The 17,644-nt window shown below is 74.5% G+C and carries 13 protein-coding genes and 1 riboswitch; of the genes, 8 read left to right on the top strand and 5 right to left on the bottom strand.

What is annotated here, in order from left to right; translation table 11 throughout:
- From VKV23_00105 to VKV23_00115, 3 genes are all read left to right on the top strand, one after another.
- Positions 1 to 3,149, top strand: a 3,149-nt coding sequence (locus tag VKV23_00105) for a hypothetical protein (GenBank protein ID HLI14444.1), incomplete at its 5' end; no start/stop codon positions are given.
- Between the two features lie 42 nt (positions 3,150 to 3,191).
- On the top strand, positions 3,192 to 4,622 hold the full coding sequence (locus VKV23_00110; GenBank protein ID HLI14445.1) for a hypothetical protein: 1,431 nt from the start codon (positions 3,192 to 3,194) through the stop codon (positions 4,620 to 4,622).
- Between the two features lie 15 nt (positions 4,623 to 4,637).
- Positions 4,638 to 5,777, top strand: coding sequence for a hypothetical protein (locus tag VKV23_00115; GenBank protein ID HLI14446.1), 1,140 nt, complete (start codon positions 4,638 to 4,640; stop codon positions 5,775 to 5,777).
- A 27-nt stretch (positions 5,778 to 5,804) separates the two neighbouring features.
- On the opposite strand, the gene VKV23_00120 is transcribed toward VKV23_00115, so the two are convergent.
- Together VKV23_00120 and VKV23_00125 are read right to left on the bottom strand one after the other, a co-directional pair.
- The gene (locus tag VKV23_00120; protein ID HLI14447.1) at positions 5,805 to 6,191 is read right to left on the bottom strand and encodes a DUF4280 domain-containing protein; all 387 of its coding nucleotides are present in this window, start codon (positions 6,189 to 6,191) and stop codon (positions 5,805 to 5,807) included.
- 58 nt (positions 6,192 to 6,249) lie between these two features.
- The gene (locus VKV23_00125; GenBank protein HLI14448.1) at positions 6,250 to 7,293 is read right to left on the bottom strand and encodes an aldo/keto reductase; all 1,044 of its coding nucleotides are present in this window, start codon (positions 7,291 to 7,293) and stop codon (positions 6,250 to 6,252) included.
- Between the two features lie 117 nt (positions 7,294 to 7,410).
- Here VKV23_00125 and VKV23_00130 point away from each other — a divergent pair, with 117 nt between their 5' ends.
- The 5 genes from VKV23_00130 (at position 7,411) to VKV23_00150 (ending at position 13,807) form a co-directional block, all read left to right on the top strand.
- Positions 7,411 to 8,670 (top strand): CBS domain-containing protein, encoded by a 1,260-nt coding sequence (locus VKV23_00130; protein HLI14449.1) that lies wholly within the window; start codon positions 7,411 to 7,413, stop codon positions 8,668 to 8,670.
- A 63-nt stretch (positions 8,671 to 8,733) separates the two neighbouring features.
- A riboswitch (M-box (ykoK) riboswitch) is annotated at positions 8,734 to 8,903 on the top strand.
- Positions 8,904 to 9,132: 229 nt separating this feature from the next.
- On the top strand, positions 9,133 to 10,761 hold the full coding sequence (locus VKV23_00135) for an NRAMP family divalent metal transporter (GenBank protein HLI14450.1): 1,629 nt from the start codon (positions 9,133 to 9,135) through the stop codon (positions 10,759 to 10,761).
- A gap of 9 nt (positions 10,762 to 10,770) precedes the next feature.
- The gene (locus tag VKV23_00140; GenBank protein HLI14451.1) at positions 10,771 to 12,048 is read left to right on the top strand and encodes a glycosyltransferase family 4 protein; all 1,278 of its coding nucleotides are present in this window, start codon (positions 10,771 to 10,773) and stop codon (positions 12,046 to 12,048) included.
- Entirely contained in the window at positions 12,042 to 12,755 is a 714-nt protein-coding gene (locus VKV23_00145) for a class I SAM-dependent methyltransferase (GenBank protein HLI14452.1), read from the top strand. The genes VKV23_00140 and VKV23_00145 overlap by 7 nt, the downstream gene beginning before the upstream one ends.
- The gene (locus VKV23_00150; protein ID HLI14453.1) at positions 12,752 to 13,807 is read left to right on the top strand and encodes a hypothetical protein; all 1,056 of its coding nucleotides are present in this window, start codon (positions 12,752 to 12,754) and stop codon (positions 13,805 to 13,807) included. Before VKV23_00145 ends, VKV23_00150 begins: the two co-directional genes overlap by 4 nt.
- Here the strand turns inward: VKV23_00150 and VKV23_00155 are convergent.
- Genes VKV23_00155 through VKV23_00165 form a run of 3 tightly spaced genes read right to left on the bottom strand, consistent with a single transcriptional unit; the run spans position 13,752 to position 17,637 of the window.
- Positions 13,752 to 14,423, bottom strand: a complete 672-nt coding sequence (locus VKV23_00155; protein HLI14454.1) for a class I SAM-dependent methyltransferase — start codon at positions 14,421 to 14,423, stop codon at positions 13,752 to 13,754. The genes VKV23_00150 and VKV23_00155 overlap by 56 nt on opposite strands.
- On the bottom strand, positions 14,413 to 15,036 hold the full coding sequence (locus VKV23_00160; GenBank protein HLI14455.1) for a TMEM165/GDT1 family protein: 624 nt from the start codon (positions 15,034 to 15,036) through the stop codon (positions 14,413 to 14,415). Before VKV23_00160 ends, VKV23_00155 begins: the two co-directional genes overlap by 11 nt.
- A 3-nt stretch (positions 15,037 to 15,039) precedes the next feature.
- Complete coding sequence (locus VKV23_00165) at positions 15,040 to 17,637, bottom strand: M1 family metallopeptidase (GenBank protein ID HLI14456.1); 2,598 nt, start codon at positions 17,635 to 17,637, stop codon at positions 15,040 to 15,042.
- Positions 17,638 to 17,644 lie beyond the last annotated feature (7 nt).

The raw sequence follows: 17,644 nt of genomic DNA on the forward strand, positions 1-17,644 counted from the left end.
CGGTCTCCTCCTCGTCCCAGACGCTGTCGGGCTTCACGTCCTTCACCGCCGGCGGCACCTACGCCGTCGCCTTCACGACGAGCGACACGACGAGCGCCACCTTCACCGGCAACGCGCAGGCCGGCACGACGATCACCCTCAGCGGCTCCGGGTCCCTCGTCCTCTCGGGCCTCGGGAGCGGGACGTTCGGCGCGACCACCTTCAGCGCCATCGGGGGGATCAGCGGGTCCGCCACGGTGACCGTCACCCTGGACTTCGCGTCGTCGCTCTCGTTCTCGGGGACGACCGGGACCCTCACGGCGGGCTCGGGGAACGAGACGCTGTCGGGCTTCACGTCCTTCACCGCCGGCGGCACCTACGCCGTCGCGTTCGCGACGGACGGCTCGGCGGCCACCTTCACGGGGAACGACACCGGGGCGACGACGAACTCCACGCTGGCGGTGAGCGGGTCGTTCCCGCTCGTGCTGAGCGGGATCGGGTCGGGCAGCTACGGCTCGACGAGCTTCTCGGCCATCAAGGGGACGATCAGCGGCCCGAGCGCGGTCGACGTCGAGCTCCCGGCGTCCGGCACGGTGTCGCTCACCGTGACCTCGGGCTCGGTGAGCTTCGCCGTGGGCTCGGCGAGCCAGGCCCTGTCCGGGTTCACCGTCTTCACCGCCGAGGCCTCGGGCACGACCTTCACCTCCGACGCGACGGCGGGCTACACCTTCAACGGCGCGGCGGGGGGGACGACCCTCAGCTACGCCGGGATCCCGAGCGGAGGCAGCGCGCTCACGGCCTGCCTCTCGACCGGGACCGTCTACTTCGGCTCCGCGACCTGCGGCAGCCCGGCCGCCCACGACACCTTCACCGCGATCTCGAAGCTCGTCGGCGGCGGCGGGACGAACAGCGTCGTCCTGCCGACCGGCTCGGGGACCCTCACGGTCACGGTGACCTCGAGCGGCGTGGGGGTGAACGGGATCCTCCTCGTCGGCTTCCCCTCGCTCGTCGCGCCGGCGACGGGGACGACGAACTTCGTGACCGACGGCAGCGCCCCGTACAGCTTCACGGGCAACTCGACGACGACGACCCTGACCGTGAGCGGCACGCCGAGCGGGACCGTGGCGATCAACCCGGATGGCAGCGGCTCGATCACGATCGGGTCGGTCGTCTCGACCTTCGCCTCGATCCCGTCGCTCACCGGCAGCTCGGGGCTCGCGGTCAGCCTGCCGACCCCGCCGAGCGGCTCGACGCTCCAGGTCGTCGTCTCCGGCACGACGGTCTCGGTCTCGACGGCCCTCGGCCTCTCGCTGCACGGCTTCACGACCTTCACGGCCGCGACCACCTCGACGCCCGGGCTCACGACGGCCTTCGTCGCCGATGCGACGCCCGGCTACAGCTTCAACGGCGCGCCGAGCGGGGCGATGGCGACGACGCTCAGCTTCGGCGGCATCCCGAGCGGCGGCGCGGGGATCTGCGCCGAGCTCGGGTCCGGTGCCGTGTACTTCGGTGCGACGTGCTCGGGCGCCCACGACAGCTTCTCGGCGATCACCACCATCACCGGGAGCCCGAACCCCGACACCTTCGTGGTCGCGGCCGGCAACTGGACGCTCGCCGGCGGGGGCGGCGACGACACGGTCGACTTCTCTGCAGCACCGAACCCGCTCACCGTGAACGTCGACGCCGGTACGGTGAGCGGCGGCTTCAGCGGCGCCACGTCCTACACGGTGACGCTCTCGGGGATCGCGAGCGTGATCGGCAGCGCGACGGCTCCCAACACGCTCTACGGGAGCGCGACGCTCCCGGGCGTGCTCGTCGGCGGCGCCGCGAACGACACCTTCTACCTGCGCGGCGGCCCGACGGTCGTGAACGGGGGCGGCGGCTCGAACACCGTCAACCTGTCCGAGACGACCTCGGCCGTGTGGCTCGACCTCACCGATCCCTCCTTCCAGTACACGGGGGGGGCGGGGGAGGTGCTCGTCGAGCCCGGGACCGTGCAGAACGTGGTCGGCTCGCCCTTCGGGAGTACGATCCTCGGCGCGACAGGCAGCGGTACGATCACCGGCGAGGCGACCCAGCCGGGGTCGAGCGACCTGCTCAGCGCGGGGAGCGGGAGCTACGTCCTCGACGACGCGGCGAGCACCCAGCCCGCGACGCTCGTCGCGGGCAGCGGTACGGTGACGATGGACGGCGGCCTCGGCGCGACCACCTACGTCCCGGGCTCCGGCAGCCTCACGATCGTCACCCAGAGCGGGCCCGCCGTGAGCGGCACCCTGTCGTTCGCCGGCGCTCCCGCGGGCGTCGAGGTCAACCTCTCCTCGACGCCGATGCAGGGATCCGTCGAGGGCATCAGCTACGACGTCCCCGCCCAGTACGCGTCGGGCGGCTGGGGGGCCGCGGTCTCCCTGAGCGGCATCTCGAGCGTGATCGGCACCGCCTTCGACGACGTGCTCATCGGCACGAACGGGGCCACCTTGGACGGCGGCGCAGGCAGCGACCTGCTCATCGCGAACGGCACCGGGGTCACCGTGAAGAGCGAGGGGTCCGCCGTCATCGTGACGGGGTCGGGCTCCAACAGCGTCATCTGCAGCCCCGGCTCGGACTGCACCGTCGACTACTCCGGGATGGGCCCCGGCCTCGGCTCGGACGGCAGCCAGTACGGGGTCGCGGTGAACCTCGGACCGCCCGGCTCCCCGGCGCCCTCGGGCTACCCGACCCTCACGGGCGGCCTCGCCCTCAAGTGCGGCGCCTGGAGTCCGCCAGGGGTGACGACCACCTGCAGCGGGTCGTGGACGGGCACGGACACGCTCGTCGGGGTGTCGCGCGTCGTCGGCACGACATCGAACGACGTCCTCGTCGCCGGGGCGGCCGACCAGACCCTCGTCGGCGGCGGCGGCGCCGACCTCCTCGTCACGAGCGCCGCCGGCTACGACACCCTCGAGGCCGGCGGCTCCTACCAGACGACGTTCAAGGCCGAGCAGGGAACGCACAACACCCTCGTCGGCCAGGATGCGGCGCAGAACTTCTTCCTCGCGCAGCTCTCGAACGGCCAGCCCGCCGACGACACCATCGTCGGCGGCAACAGCCCGAGCGACGTCGCCTACGTCGACCCGAGCGACACCCTCTCGGATATGAATTCGGGCGCCAAGATCTACTACGCCAGTGGCTAGCCGAGCCCGCCCGCGGCGGCCCTCGCGGAAAGGCAGCGCACGATGAGCTCCGTCGTCGTCGTCCTGAAGAACCCCACCCTCGAGGTGGACCCGGGGGGGACGAGCACCTTGGAGCTCACGGTGCACAACGTCTCGACGATCGTCGAGCAGTACGACGTGAGCGTCGTCGGGGACGCCGCGGAGTGGGCGAGCGTGGAGCCGGCGTCTCTGTCGCTCTTCCCGAACACCCAGCAGGACGTCACGGTGACCTTCCGGCCGCCGCGCGAGTGGCACGTCGAGCCGGGCGAGTTCCCCTTCGGCGTCAAGGTCCAGCCGGCGAACGACCCCGAGGGCTCGGTCGTCGAGGAGGGCGTCCTCACGATCGCCAGCTACCGCAAGCTCGCGGCGGAGCTCATCCCCTCGGTCACGATGGGCAAGCGCAAGGGCAAGCTCGGCGTCGCCATCGACAGCTGGAGCAACGTCGCGGTCCCCGCGGCCGTGCGAGGGCGCGACCCGTCCGACACCCTCGTGATCCACGTGCGGCCCCGCAAGCTCGTCCTGCAGCCGGGCACGACGACCTTCGCGAAGTTGAAGATCGTCCCGCGCCGGCGCTACCTGCGCGGGCCGCAGAAGCAGTCGCGCTTCAAGGTGGCGGTCGAGCCCGAGGGCGCCGACCCGATCCTGCTCGACGCGACGCTCATCCAGGAGCCGCTCCTCCCGAAGGGCTCCCTCGCCGGCCTCGCCGTCGTGGCGCTCCTGCTCGCCTGGTTCCTCGTCATCAGGCCGACGGTGAAGAACGCCGCCGTGTCCGCCGTCCAGCCCCAGCTGGCGAGCCAGCAGCGCCAGCAGCAGAAGGTCCAGGCACAGCTCGCCACGACGGCGAAGAAGGTGAACCAGGTCCAGTCCAAGGTGAACAAGGTGGCGACGACGACGACGCAGAACGCCTCGGCGGCCGCGGCCGCGGCGGCGGCCGCCGCTGCGGCCGCGGTGAGCGCCACGACCACGACGACGCTCCCGGCGAGCTCGACGACCACCACCGCGCCGGCCTCGACGACGACGAGCTCGACGACGACCACGACCACCACGACGACGCTGCCACCGGGAGCCAACGCGGCGCAGCTCACGCCGGGCCCGTACTCGAACGCGATCGAGGTCGTCGCCGCGCCGGGGAAGGTCCAGCAGGGAACGTTCGTCGTGCCGCAGGGCAACGCGCTCGACCTCACCGACATCATCATCGAGAACCTGACGCAGGTGGACGGCAGCACGGTGCAGGTCGGCCTCGAGCTCCCCGGTCAGACGGCGCCGAAGTACTTCTTCGAGATGTCGCTGACGCAGCTCACCTCGGAGGACTTCTCGCTCAAGACGCCCCTCGTGCTGCAGCAGGGCTACACCTTCGTCATCACGGTGAGCTGTGCGGGGGGCGGGACGAGCGCGTGCGCCGCCAACGTCTACTTCGACGGGACGGCCCAGATCACAGGCGCCGGTGCGAGCTGAGGCGCGGGCCGCGCCATGACCGCACCGGAGGCCGTGCGCGACCTCGTCGCCACGGCCGAGGACCGCTGGCGGTCGGTGCGCGCCGCGGGGCGCTTCTGGCAGGACCGGCAGGCGACGCGCCGCGCCCTCGCCAGGCGCCGCACGCGCCTCGGGGTCCAGCCCCGGGGCCTACCGGCGCGCGAGGTCTCCTCGACGCCGCTCGGCGAGCGGGCGACCGCCTGGCGGCTCTGGCGGGGCGGGGCGGTGCTCGTGCGGGCCGAGTACGAGCTCGGCGCCGAGACCGTCACCGTCGTCGGCCAGGGGCCGCGCTGGTGGCGGTGGTCGCCTCGCCTCGGCGCGACGAGCGGCGGCGGTGCGGGCGCGCCGGTCGGCCTCGTCCTCGGCCCGCCGTCCGTCCTCGTCGACGGCCGCCGCCTCCTCGACGCGCTCGAGCTCGCCTCGGTGGAGGAGGCCGTCGTCGCCGGTCGCCCCGCCTACGCGGTGCGCGCCGTGCCGAGGGCGGGCGGCGGTCGTGCCCGTCTCGCGCTGCGCGAGGCGGGCATGGGGGCCGACGAGTACCTCGTCGCCGTCGACGCCGAGCGGGGCGTGATCCTCGCCGTCACGGCGCTCCTGGACGGGGAGGCGTTCCAGGCGTGCACGACGGACGCCGTCACGTTCGACGAGGAGCTGGCCGCCGAGCTCTTCGCACCGGCGGCCGCGCCGGACCAGCACTTCGTCGCCGGGGGGAACCTCGTGCGCCGCCTCAGCCCGGCGGACCTCGCCGAGCGGGTCGGGTTCGCGGTGCTCGTGCCCGTCCCGAGCCCGAGCCCCTCGCCGCCGCACGTCGCCCTCTTCGACGCCGACGCTCGCACAGGCACCCCGACGCACGCGGTCCTCACCTACGCGATCGCCGATCCGGCGGTCGGGCGCGGGCAGCTTCGCATCCTGCTCGCGGGCAGCGAGCCGCCGCGATCGGCGCGCGACCGCTGGCGCGAGGTCGCTCCGGGCATCGAGGGCTGCGAGGAGCGATCGGGCCGCCTGGCGCGCGCCAAGGTACGCGCCAGGCTCGCCTCGACCTTCGTCGAGCTGTCCTCGAGCGTCCTCGGCATCGATCGCCTCGTCGAGGTCGCCCGCTCCCTCGCCGTCGTGCGGCCGGGCGGGCGTGCGTCCGGCTGAGGGCGGTCGGCCGGGCCCGAGGACCGGCTACTCGACGAGGATCTCGAACTGACCGGGGTCCTCGATCGTGATGACGCCGCCCCAGTCGCACAGGCAGATCGACAGGTCGTCGAGCGCGGGCAGCCCGCCGATCATGACGGTGTCCGCCCCGGGGAACCACGGGTCGGTCACGACCGGCACGCACGGCATGGGGGTGAAGACCCCGAGCTTCGCGGCGGTGGCGGCTGCGACCTCGGGGTTCGACTCGCTCATGCACATCCCGAAGGGCTCGATGTTGAGCAGCGGGATCGAGTCCTCGATGTTGGCGGCCGGCGTCGGGCAGAGCACCCCGCTGTCGGGCAGGACGTCGAGCACCGACGGCGCCATGCCGAAGGTACAGGTCAAGATCGCGCCCGCACAGACCTGGAAGCCCACCGCTCCTCCTCTCCCGCCATGCTAGGGCGCGCCGCGGCCTCGCGGAAGGGCCCGCGCCTCACGCCTCGCGGCGGCCGCCCGGACGGCGGCGCGCCGACGCGGCGAGGGCCGGGGGCACGTACCCGGCGTCGGCCGGGTTGAGGTTCGTCCCCGGCGGCACGACCTCGTCGATGCGGTCGAGGAGCGCGTCGTCGAGTTCGACGCTCGCGCTGGCGAGCTGGTCCTCGAGCTGTTCCATCGTGCGCGGGCCGAGGATGACCGAGGTCACGGCCGGGTGGGCGCGCGCGAAGGCGAGGGCGAGGTGGACGAGCGACAGGCCCGCCTCGGCCGCGAGCGCCGCGAGGCGGTCCACGGCCTCGAACTTGGCCCGGTTGCCGGGGACCGACGGGTCGAAGCGCGACGGGAGCCGCCTCGCGCGCCCGACGGTGAAGTCGATGTCCTCCGGGCGGCGGTAGCGGCCGGAGAGCCAGCTGCCGTTGAGCGGGCCCCACGTGATGACACCCATCCCGTAGCGGGCGCAGGTGGGCAGCACCTCCGCCTCGATCCCGCGCACGAGGAGGGAGTAGGGCGGCTGCTCGCAGCGGAAGCGCTCGAAGCCGTGGCGCTCGGCCGCCCACTGCGCCTCGACGATCGCCGAGGGCGGGAAGCACGACGAGCCGATGGCGCGCACCTTGCCCGCGTGGACGAGGTCGGAGAGGGCCGAGAGGGTCTCCTCGATCGCGGTCGCCGGGTCGGGGCGGTGGATCTGGTAGAGGTCGATGTAGTCGGTGCGCAGCCGCCGGAGGCTGGCCTCCACGGCGCGCACGATCCAGCGCCGGGAGTTGCCCCGCTCGTTCACGTCGTCGCCCATCGCGCCGTGTACCTTCGTGGCGAGGACCACCGCGTCGCGCCGGCCGGCGAGCGCCTTGCCGACGATCTCCTCGGACTCGCCGCGCCCGTAGACGTCGGCGGTGTCGACGAAGTTGATCCCGGCGTCGAGCGCGGCGTGGACGATGCGGACGGACTCGCCGTGGTCGGCGTTGCCCCAGGCACCGAGCATCATCGTGCCGAGGCAGTACGAGGAGACGTGGATGCCCGTCCGGCCGAGCGGCTCGTAGCGCACGGGCGCATGGTAGTGGGGCGACCTCGACCGCAGCTGCCGACCTCTCCACGAGCGTCCGGTGCTCGGTACCATGTCGGCCGTGCACAGCGGGGGAGTGCCCCGGCGGCGCGCCACGCCGTGAGCGCGGAGGTACTCCACCTCTCGAGCGTGGTCGGCAGCCCGCTCCTCGGCCCCTCGGGCGACCGGATCGGGCGGGTCGAGGACCTCATCGTGCGGGTGCGCGGCGGCGCGCACCCGCCGATCACCGGGCTCGTCGCGAGCGTGGGCGGCCGGCGCCTGTACGTGCCGATCTCGCTCGTCTCGCGCATCGGCCCGAGCGGCGTGGAGCTCGAGGGCGAGACGCTCAACCTCCGCCGCTTCGAGCGCCGCCCGGGCGAGCTTCTGCTCGCGCGCGACCTCTCGGCGCGCCACCTCATCAACCTGGTCGGGCCCCGCCTCATCCGGGCCAACGAGATCGAGCTCGCGTGCGTCAACGGCGCCTGGGAGGTCGTCGGCGTCGATCCGAGCGGCCGGGGCGTCCTGCGCCGCCTCCTCGGCCGCCGGCTGGCCCGGCGCATCGGCCCGAAGTCGCTCGTCGACTGGGCGAGCATCGAGCCCTTCGTCGCGCACGTGCCGAGCGCGCGCACCCGCATCCCCTACCGCAAGCTCGCACGCCTGCGCCCCGCGCAGATCGCCGACCTCGTCGAGGCGGCGTCGCACGAGGAGGGCGAGGAGATCATCGAGGCGGTCGGCCAGGACCGCGAGCTCGAGGCGGACGTGTTCGAGGAGCTCGACCCCGAGCACCAGCGCGAGTTCCTCAGCTCCCGCTCCGACGCCGAGGCGGCTCGCCTGCTGGCCCGCATGGCGCCCGACGACGCGGCCGACCTCATCGCGGACCTCGACCAGGAGCGCCGCCTGCCGCTGCTCGAGGCGCTGCCCGCCCCCCAGCAGGCGAAGGTCCGCGCGCTGCTCAGCTACAACCCGGAGACCGCCGGCGGCCTCATGAGCCCGGACTTCCTCCTGCTCCCCGAGTCGACGACCGTCGCCGCCGCGCTCGACGCACTGCGGGCGAGCCCGATCGCGCCCGAGGCGCTCGGCACGGTCTACGCCGCGGACGAAGGCGGGCACCTCGCCGGCACGGCCTCGGCCGTGCGCCTGCTCAAGGCGCCGCCGGGCGCGACCCTCGCCGAGGTCGCCGAGCGCGACCCGATCACGGTGCGCGCCGACGCCGACCTGCACGCGATCGTGCGCAAGATGGCCGACTTCAACCTCTCCTCGGTCCCCGTCGTCGACGAGGCGGGCTCCATGCTCGGCGTGGTGACGGTCGACGACGTCCTCGAGCTCCTGCTGCCGACGGGCTGGCGGCGGGACTTCGGGATGAGCGCGCCGGAGGAGTGACCCGCCAGCCGTCCGACGCCCTGCAGCTCGCGACCGCTCGCGCCTAGAATCGCCTCGCAAGCAGCCGCACCTCGTTCGGTGAGGCGGCTCGTCGGACAGAGGCCACTGACCCCACCTGTCGAGAGACACTCCGGGTCAGGCCAGGCCGCCCCGGCCGAAGGGGTGGCCCGAAGTGGCTGGCCCTCACGGGCTTACGCCGGCGGGCGCCAAAGCTCTGACGAGAGGGGTGCGTCGTGGGCTTCCGCGACGGGTCCGGCGCCCACCGGGCTCCACCCCCCTCGAGGTGAGGCTGGAGGCTGGGCCGTCGAGGGAGCAACCCTGAGCACCGACCATCGACCGTCTGACCAACGAAGGGCGCCGCCCAGGGCGGAGGCCGACTCGCGCAGCTGACCCGGGCCGACCTCCCCGCGGGCGCGCCGCACCACGCGAAGAGCGTCCGAGCCGAAGGGAGGTCGTCGCCACATGGCCGAGCACGCCAGCGCGAGCCAGCGCGCGCCCGGCGTCTCCGACGCCCCCCCAGCCGGCGACATCACGGGCGCCCTCGGCACCATCCGCCTCGCGGAGGCCTCGGCGAGCCGTGGCTGGGTCGCCAAGGTGCTCACGCTCCTCGCCGTCATGGGGCCGGGCCTCATCGTCATGGTCGGGGACAACGACGCCGGGGGGGTCTCGACCTACGCCCAGGCCGGCCAGAACTTCGGTCTCAGCCTGCTGTGGACGCTGCCGCTGCTCGTGCCCGTGCTCGTCGTCAACCAGGAGATGGTGGTCCGCCTCGGCGCCGTGACGGGCGTCGGCCACGCGCGCCTCATCTCGGAGCGCTTCGGCCGGCTGTGGGGCCTCTTCTCGGTCGTCGACCTGTTCGTCCTCAACTTCCTCACCATCGTCACCGAGTTCATCGGCGTCAGCCTGGCGCTGCGCTACTTCGGCGTCACGCCCTACGTCTCGGTCCCCCTCGCCGCCGCCGCGCTCGTCGCCATGACCGCCGGCGGGAGCTTCCGCCGCTGGGAGCGCTTCATGCTCGTCTTCGTCCTCGCCAACTTCCTCGTCGTCCCGCTCGCGGTCCTCAGCCGTCCCCACGTCGTGCCGGTGCTGCGCGACCTGTTCGTGCCCGGGGTGGAGGGGGGCCTCACCTCGACGTCGGTGCTGCTCATCATCGCCATCGTCGGCACGACGGTGGCCCCCTGGCAGCTGTTCTTCCAGCAGTCGAACATCGTCGACAAGCGCATCATCCCGCGCTTCATCAACTACGAGCGCACCGACACGGTCATCGGCTCCCTCGTGACCGTCGTCGCCGCCTGCCTCCTCGTCGTGACGACCGCCTTCGCCTTCCACGGCACCCCGCTGGCCGGGCGCTACACCGACGCCGGGGGCGTCGCGCGCGGCCTCGCCCGCTACCTCGGGCACGGCGCGGGCGCGCTCTTCGCCGTCGTGCTCCTCAACGCCTCGATCATCGGCGCCGCCTCGGTCACGCTCGCCACGTCGTACGCGTTCGGCGACATCTCCGGCCTCAGCCACTCGCTGCACCGGCGCTTCGGCGAGGCGAAGCCCTTCTACGCCAGCTTCTCCGGCCTCGTCGTCGTGGCGGCCGGGATCGTGCTCATCCCCCACGCGCCCCTCGGCGTGATCACGACGGCCGTGCAGGCGCTCGCCGGCGTGCTGCTGCCGAGCGCCACGATCTTCTTGCTGCTGTTGTGCAACGACCCTGCGGTCCTCGGACCCTGGGTCAACCGCCCGTGGCTGAACGTGCTGTCGGGGCTGATCGTCTCGGTGCTGCTCGGGCTCTCTCTCATCCTCACGGCGACGACCGTCTTCCCCGGCCTGCGGCTCTCGGCGATCTTCGCCGTGCTGGCCGCCGTGCTCGTCGGCGGGGCCGCAGTGTCCGTCGTCGCCGCCGCGCGCCTCGGCGCCCGGCCGCGCCCCGAGCTCACCAGGGCGCAGCGCGAGGCGTGGCGCATGCCGCCGCTCGCCCTGCTCGAGCCGCCGCGCTGGACGCGCGGCCGCAGGGCGACGATGTACGTGCTGCGGGCCTACCTCGGACTCGCGGTCGCCCTCCTCGTCGTGAAGGCCGTGCAGCTCGGCCTGGGCCACCGCTGAGCGGGCGCCGTGCGCGAGACCGGCGAGGGCGCGCCACGCCCGCTGCGCGTCGCCCTGCTCAGCTACCGGGGCAACCCGCACTGCGGCGGCCAGGGCGTCTACGTGCGCCACCTGAGCCGCGAGCTCGCCGCGCTCGGCCACGCCGTGACCGTCTTCGCCGGCCAGCCCTACCCGGTCCTCGACCCGGGCGTGCGCCTCGTCAAGGTCCCGAGCCTCGACCTGTACCGAGAGGAGGACCCCTTCCGGATCCCGCGCGCCCGCGAGATCGCGTCGCCCGTCGACCTGCTCGAGGTGGCGACGATGTGCACCGGCGGCTTCCCGGAACCGAGGACCTTCTCGCTGCGCGTCGCGCCGCTGCTCCTCGCGCGCCGTGGCGAGCTCGACGTCGTGCACGACAACCAGAGCCTGGGGACCGGCCTGCTCCGGGTGCTCGCAGGCGGCCTGCCGGTCGTGGCGTCGGTCCACCACCCCGTCACCGTCGACCTCGCGCTCGAGCTCGCCGAGGCGCCGAGCCGGGCGCGGCGCCGGTCGCTGCGCCGCTGGTACCGGTTCGCGCGCATGCAGGCGCGCGTCGCGCGCGCCCTGCCCCGTCTCCTCACCGTCTCCCGGTCCTCGGCGCGCGACGTCGCCGCCGAGATGGGCGTCGACCCCGGCCGCATCGCGGTGGTCCCCGTCGGCGTCGACGACGCCACCTTCCGCCCCTACCCGCAGGTCGCGCGCGTCCCGGGGCGCATCATGACGACGGCGAGCTCGGACGTGGCCCTGAAGGGGCTCGCCTACCTCCTCGAGGCCCTGGCGAAGCTGCGCACCGAGCACGAGCAGGCGCACCTCGTCGTGATCGGCCGCCTGCGCGAGCAGAGCCGGGCGCGCGAGGTGCTCGGCCGCTTCGGGCTCGAGCGGGCCGTGACCTTCGTGAGCGGCGAGGCGGACGAGCAGATCGCCCGCCGGTACGCGACGGCGAGCTGCGCCGTGGTGCCGTCGCTGTACGAGGGCTTCTCCCTGCCCGCCATCGAGGCGATGGCGACCGGCACCCCCCTCGTCGCGACGACGGGGGGAGCGCTGCCCGAGGTCGTGGGCGAGGACGGGGACGCGGCGCTCCTCGTGCCGCCGGCCGACGCGTCCGCCCTCGCCGAGGCGATCGGCCGGCTGCTCGGCGACGCGCGCCTCGCGAGGCGTCTCGCCGAGCGCGCGCGCCGGCGCGTCCTCGACCGCTTCACCTGGGCGGCGACGGCGACGCGCACCGCCGAGGAGTACCGGCGGGTCCTCGAGGGAGGCGGGCGGTGCTGACGATCGACCTCGCCCTGGCGCGCATCGGGCCGGGTCAGCGCGTCCTCGACCTCGGCTGCGGCGGTGGGCGGCACGCCTTCGCCTGCGCCCGGGCTGGCGCGACGGTCGTCGCCCTCGACGCCGCGCCGGGCGAGCTGCGCGCGGTGGCGGCGACGCTCGCGGCGATGGGCGACGCCGGCGAGCTGCCCGAGGGCGCGCTCGGGCTCGTCGTCGCCGGCGACGCCGCCGCGCTCCCGTTCCCCGACGACGCCTTCGACCGGGTCATCGCCGCCGAGGTCCTCGAGCACCTCGCACGCGACGACGCCGCGCTCGCCGAGCTCGCACGGGTGACGCGGCCCGGGGGGCTCGTCGCGCTGAGCGTGCCGCGGGCCTGGCCCGAGCGCGTCAACTGGGCGCTGTCGCAGGAGTACCACTCGGTCCCCGGCGGGCACGTGCGCATCTACCGGCGCGCCGCGCTCGAGGAGCAGTGCCGGCGCGCCGGGCTCGAGCCTCGCCGTCGCCACTACGCGCACGGCCTCCACTCGCCGTACTGGTGGCTGCGCTGCGCCGTCGGGGTCGGTCGCGAGGACCATCCCCTCGTCGCCGCCTACCACCGGCTCCTCGTGTGGGACATCGTCCGGCGCCCGGCGCTCACGCGCCTGCTCGGGCGGGTGCTCGACCCGCTCATCGGCAAGAGCCTCGTCCTCTACCTCGAGAAGCGGCCATGAGCGTCGCCGGCGAGCCGCTCGCGAGGCCGCCGTCGCCGTGGGGCGAGAGCGCGCGCTCGATCGCCGCCGTGCAGTGCGACAGCGGGATGATCCCTCGACGCGCCGCGGGCGAGGGCGATCCCTGGAACCACGTCGAGGCGGCGATGGCGCTCGCCGCCTTCGGCGAGCTCGACGCCGCGGGCCGCGCCTACGAGTGGCTCGCGCGCGTCCAGCGCCCCGACGGCGCCTTCCACGCCTCCTACCGCCCGGACGGGAGCGTCGCGGACGAGCGCCTCGACACGAACCAGACGGCCTACGTCGCCGCCGGCGCCCTCCACTTCCTCCTGTCGAGCGGCGACGTCGCCTTCGCCAGGCAGCTCCTCGCCGTCGTCGACCGCGCGCTCGGCTTCGTGCTCGCGCACCAGTGGCCCGGCGGGCAGGTCGCCTGGTCGGTCGAGCCAGGTGGTCGGGAGGGGACCTTCGCGCTCCTCGCCGCCTCCTGCTCGATCCACGCCAGCCTGCGCGCCGCGGCGCGCCTCGCGCGCCTCGTCGGCGCCCGCCGCCCGCGCCTCGCCGCGGCGGCGGGCGCGCTCGGCGAGGCGATCGCGTGGCGAGAGCCCTCCTTCGCCGACCGCTCCGTGTACGCGATGGACTGGTACTACCCGGTGCTCGGCGGCGTCCTGGCGGGGGCCCCGGCTCGGCGCCGCCTGGCCGCTCGCCGCAGCACGTTCGTCCTCGAGGGGGCGGGGGTGCGCTGCCGGCGCGACCGCCGCTGGGTGACGACGGCCGAGACCGCCGAGTGCGCCCTCGCCTACCTGCGGGCCGGCTGCGCCGAGGAGGCGGCGGCCCTCCTGCGCACGACCGAGGACAAGCGCCTTCGCGACGGCTCCTACCTCACGGGCCTCGTCCTGCCGGAGCGCTCGAGCTTCCCGGCCGGCGAGGCGTCCACCTACTCGACCGCGGCGGTGCTGCTCGCCGCCGACGCGCTCGCCGGCGGCGAGGCGACGCGAGCCGTGTTCAGCGTCGACCCTCGGGCGCGACCCGCTGCAGGACTCGCAGGCTGGCCCGGCTGAGCGCCGGTACCTCGACGAAGGCGCCGCTCGCGCGGGCGTGCTCGAAGCACTCGTAGGGCGGGCGGCCCCCGGCCGCGGGGTCCTCGAAGACGTCGTGGAAGGCGAGGAAGCCGCCGGGCGCGACGTGCGGCGCCCAGCCGCGGTAGTCGGCCCAGGCCGGCTCGCTCCCGTGGCCGCCGTCGATGAAGGCGAGGCTGAGCGGCGTCGACCAGTTCGCCGCGACGAGGGAGGACTCGCCGACGACGCCGACGACGAGGTCCTCGGCGCCCGCCTCGGTGACGGCGCGCCGCCACGCCGGCAGCGAGTCCATGCGGCCGGTCGCCGGGTCGACGAGCGAGGGGTCGTGGGCCTCCCACCCGGCCTGCATCTCCTCCGAGCCGCGGTGGTGGTCGACGCTGAAGCACACGAGCGGCGGCGAGGCGTCGGCGGCAGCGAGCGCCGCGGCGAGCACGAGCGTCGAACGCCCGCAGTAGGCGCCGACCTCGAGGAGCGGTCCGAGCCGGCTGAGCGCGGCGCGCCGGGCGACGGCGAAGAGGGCGTCGGCCTCGTCCTCGGGCAGGAAGCCCGCCGTGCGGCGCGAGGCGGCGAGGAGTGCTCGCGCGCGCTCAGGCAGCACGCAGCGCGCTCCAGACGCCGAAGCCGAGCAGGACGAGGCCGGAGAGCTTGCGGAGGGCCTCGAGCGGCACGACCCGCACGAGACTGCGCCCCGTCGCGACGCCGAGGCCGCTCACGAGCACGAAGGCGACCGCCGCCCCGACGAAGACGCTGAGGGCGTCGGCGGAGCGGGCCGCCAGGTTGGCGATCACGACCTGGGTGAGGTCGCCGAGCTCGGCGAGCACGACGAGCGCGAAGGTGGACAGGGCGACCCGCGGCCAGGGCGCCTCGCCCGGCGTCCGGGCGCCGGCGCGCACGACGCGCACCTCGCCCTGCTCGGCGATCTGCGCCCCCGCGCGCTCGGCCGAGCGCTCCGGGACGAGGAGGAGGTAGGCCGCGCCGGCGAGGAAGGCGGCGGCGACGACCGCCTCGACGACCCGCTGGGGGGCGAGCGCGAGGGCGCGTCCCGCGACGACGGCGAGGGCGGCCTGGACGAGGAGCCCGGCCGCCGTGCCGCCCCAGACCGGCAGCGGACGGTGGCGCGACGAGAGGATGACCGCCGAGATGAAGGTCTTGTCGGGGAGCTCGGCCGGGATGACGATCGCGAAGGTCGTCGCGGCGAGGCCGAGGTTCACCCCTCAGCCCCGCTTGGCGAGGACCTCGCCGAGGCGCTCGCCGAGGGCGAGCCCGAGCCGCCGGTGCACCGCGAGGCGCTCGAGGCTCTGGGTGACGAGGCGCCGCCGGCCTCCTGCCACGTGGCCCTCGACGAAGGCGCGCACCGCGTCGAAGTCGGGCGCCCCCTCGCCGGCGAGGCCGGTGATCCCCTCGAGCATCCGGTGGATGGAGTTCTCCGGGAAGCGCGCCGCGAGCTCGTCGAAGCGGGCGGTGACGAACTCGTAGGTCGCCGGCCCGACGTGGCGGTTCGCCAGCATGGCGCCGAGGAGGTAGGGGGCGTTCTGCGAGCGGATCTCGCGCAGCGCCATCTCGTGCACCGCCGCCGCGAGCGCCGGGTCGCGAAGCGACCCGAGGCTCATGAGGTGGCGCTGCTCGTCGATCGGGTCGCGCGGCGCGCGGTAGCGGGCGACGATCGCCGAGAAGGCGGCCTCGTCCGCGTGCGCGGCGACGACCGACAGGATCGCCGCCGCGAGGTCGGCGTCGTAGGGGCGCGCGCCGGACTGGTCGGCGGCGAAGGCCTCCCGGGCGCGCGCCACGACGAGGCCGTCCTCGCCGATCGTGCCGAGGGCGCCGATGAGGCTGGCGCGCAGCACGGGGGTCTGCTCGTCCTCGTCGGCCGCCCGCTCCCAGGTCAGCCGCTCGAGGCGCGGGCCGAGCAGGCGCCGGGTGTAGGCGGCGAGCGCGGGGCGGTCCGCCGGCCGGGCGACGACGTCGAGCGTGCGCAGCGCGCCGAGCACGACCGACCAGACGTGGGGGTCCTGCTCGTTGCCGAGGCGCTCGACGACGTCGAGGAACTCCTCGAGCTCGGCGAGGCGGGCGAGGACCGTCGCCCAGGCGTCCGACACGATCGTGTAGCGCTCCAGCGCCTCGAGGCCCTCGATCTCGCTCAGCAGCGCGCTGCGCAGGTCGGCGTCGTAGGCGACGCGGTAGAAGCCGCTGCCGCCGGCGTTCACGACGACGGGCGCGGCGACGCCCTCGAGGCGAGCGCCCTGGGGGCCGAGCACCGTCCTGCGCTCGCCCGAAGGCCCGGTGGCGATCACCGGGACGAGCCAGTCGCGGCCGATGGCGCTCTCGCCCTCGGGGGCCTCGCCGGCCGGCAGGTAGGCGAAGGGTCGCTGGGCGAGCTCGACGGCCTCCTGGCCGCCCTCGCCGATCGCGGCCCGGGCGCTCACGAGCGGGTAGCCGCCCTGGAGGATCCACGACTCCATGAGGGCCCGGATCGGCACGTCGCCGGCCTCCGCCTCGATCGCGTCCCACAGGTCGCCCGTCTCGGCGTTCGAGAGGCGGTGGGCGGCGAGGTAGCGGCGCACCCCGTCGCGAAACGCCGTGCCGCCGAGGAAGCGCTCGACCATCCACAGCACCGCGGCGCCCTTCTCGTAGGTGAGGACGTCGAACATCGCGGCGGCCTCGTCGGGGTGGCGCACCGGGTACTCGATCGGGCGCGTCGAGTGCAGGCCGTCGACGCCGAGCGCCTCGGCCTTCGCCCGGGCGAAGCTCGTGAAGCAGCGCCACTGCGGGCGGTAGTCGTCCTGGCACAGCAACGCCATGAAGGTGGCGAACGCCTCGTTCAGCCAGATCCCGTTCCACCAGCGCATCGTGACGAGGTCGCCGAACCACATGTGGGCGATCTCGTGCTCGACGACCTCGGCGAGGCGCTCGAGCTCGACCTGGGAGGTGTTCGCCGGGTCGGCGAGCAGGATCGCCTCACGGAAGGTGACGCAGCCGAGGTTCTCCATCGCGCCGGCCGCGAAGTCCGGCAGCGCGACGAGGTCGAGCTTGTCGCCGGGGTAGGGCTGCGCGAAGTAGTCGGTGAAGAAGCCGAGGGCGTGGCGCGCGACGTCGAGGGCGGTCGCGCACAGGTGCTCCCTGCCCGGTCGGTGGACGACGCGCAGCGCGACGCCGGCGGCGTCGACGGGCTCGGTGGCGACGAGCGGGCCGACGACGAAGGCGACGAGGTAGGTCGACATCGGGATCGTGTCCTTGAAGCGGACGCGCCGGCCGCCGCCCGGGAGCGGCTCGCTCGCGACCTCCGGGCCGTTCGACACGGCGAGCATCCCCGGCGGCTCGTCGAGGGTGACCGAGAAGACCGCCTTGCGGTCCGGCTCGTCGAAGCAGGGGAAGGCCTTGCGGGCCTTCGTCTCCTCGAACTGGGTGGTGGCGATGACGCGCTCGTTGCCGTCCTCGTCGACGTAGGTGCTGCGGTAGAAGCCCTCGAGCCGGTCGTTCAGGACGCCGGAGAACCGGCACGAGAGGCGGTAGCGGCCCGGCGCGAGCACCGCAGGGGCGACGAAGGTCACCCGCTGGGCCGCCGCGTCGGCCTCGAGGTCGCAGGGCACGCCGGGCTCGGCGCCTGCCTCCTCGGCGATGCGCGCGTCGGCGATCGCCAGGCCGTCGGCGTGGAGCACGACGCGACGGGTCGGCGCGAGCACCTCGAGCTCGATCGTCTCCTCGCCCGAGAAGGTCGCGGCGGCGAGGTCGGGGGACAGGTGCAGCACGTAGCGGCGCGGCGCCACGTCGTAGGGGAGGCGGTAGGCGCCGTCGGGGGAGTCGTCCTGGGTCATTGCAGGC

This window comes from Acidimicrobiales bacterium (assembly GCA_035294085.1).
Classification (GTDB): Bacteria; Actinomycetota; Acidimicrobiia; order Acidimicrobiales; family Bog-793; genus DATGLP01.